Source organism: Holtiella tumoricola, assembly GCF_027857615.1.
In the GTDB taxonomy this organism is placed as follows: Bacteria; Bacillota; Clostridia; order Lachnospirales; family Cellulosilyticaceae; genus Holtiella; species Holtiella tumoricola.
The window spans coordinates 1-1323 of the sequence record NZ_JAQIFT010000015.1 but is presented as its reverse complement, the minus strand read 5'-3'; the positions used below and the strand labels follow the sequence as shown (position 1 = coordinate 1323).

Genomic DNA, 1323 nt, shown 5'->3' with positions numbered 1-1323 from the left:
ACCGTTAGTATTGGTCAGCTACACATGTTACCATGCTTACACCTCCAACCTATCTACCTCGTAGTCTACAAGGGGTCTTACTCCATTTCTGGATGGGAAGTCTTATCTTGAGGTCTGTTTCACGCTTAGATGCCTTCAGCGTTTATCAGCTCCAGACTTAGCTACTCTGCTATAGGCTTGGCAGCCTAACAGATGCACCAGCGGTCTGTTCATCCCGGTCCTCTCGTACTAAGGACAACGCCTCTCAAACTTCCTACGCCCACGACGGATAGGGACCGAACTGTCTCACGACGTTCTGAACCCAGCTCGCGTACCGCTTTAATGGGCGAACAGCCCAACCCTTGGAACCTGCTTCAGCTCCAGGATGCGATGAGCCGACATCGAGGTGCCAAACCTCCCCGTCGATGTGAACTCTTGGGGGAGATAAGCCTGTTATCCCCGGGGTAGCTTTTATCCGTTGAGCGATGGCAATCCCACTTTCATACCACCGGATCACTAAGTCCTACTTTCGTACCTGCTCCACCCGTCGGTGTCGCAGTCAAGCAACCTTCTGCCTTTGCACTCTACGAATGGTTTCCGACCATTCTGAGGTTACCTTTGAGCGCCTCCGTTACTCTTTCGGAGGCGACCGCCCCAGTCAAACTGTCCACCTGACATTGTCCCAAACCCGGATCACGGGCTATGGTTAGAAGTTAAGTATTACAAGAGAGGTATCCCACCGGCGGCTCCATGCAGACTGGCGTCCACACTTCTTAGCCTCCCTCCTATCCTGTACATGTAATACCCAACCTCAGTATCAAGTTACAGTAAAGCTCCACGGGGTCTTTCCGTCCTGTCGCGGGTAACCAGCATCTTCACTGGTACTACAATTTCACCGGGTGCGCTGTCGAGACAGTGCCCAAATCATTACGCCTTTCGTGCGGGTCAGAACTTACCTGACAAGGAATTTCGCTACCTTAGGACCGTTATAGTTACGGCCGCCGTTTACTGGGGCTTAAGTTCAAAGCTTCGGATTACTCCTAACCTCTCCCCTTAACCTTCCAGCACCGGGCAGGCGTCAGCCCCTATACTTCACCTTTCGGTTTAGCAGAGACCTGTGTTTTTGCTAAACAGTTGCTTGGGCCTATTCTCTGCGGCCTACCGAAGTAGGCACCCCTTCTCCCTAAGTTACGGGGTCATTTTGCCGAGTTCCTTAACAACGCTTCTCCCGTCGGCCTTAGGATTCTCTCCTCATCCACCTGTGTCGGTTTACGGTACGGGTACCTATCACGCAATAGCAGCTTTTCTCGGCAGTGTGGATTCAGGAACTTCTCTACTTTAATT

General features: G+C 51.9%; 1 rRNA gene. It reads right to left on the bottom strand.

Annotated elements, in window-relative coordinates:
- A 23S ribosomal RNA gene (locus PBV87_RS03610) occupies positions 1-1323 on the bottom strand; the annotation flags it as partial.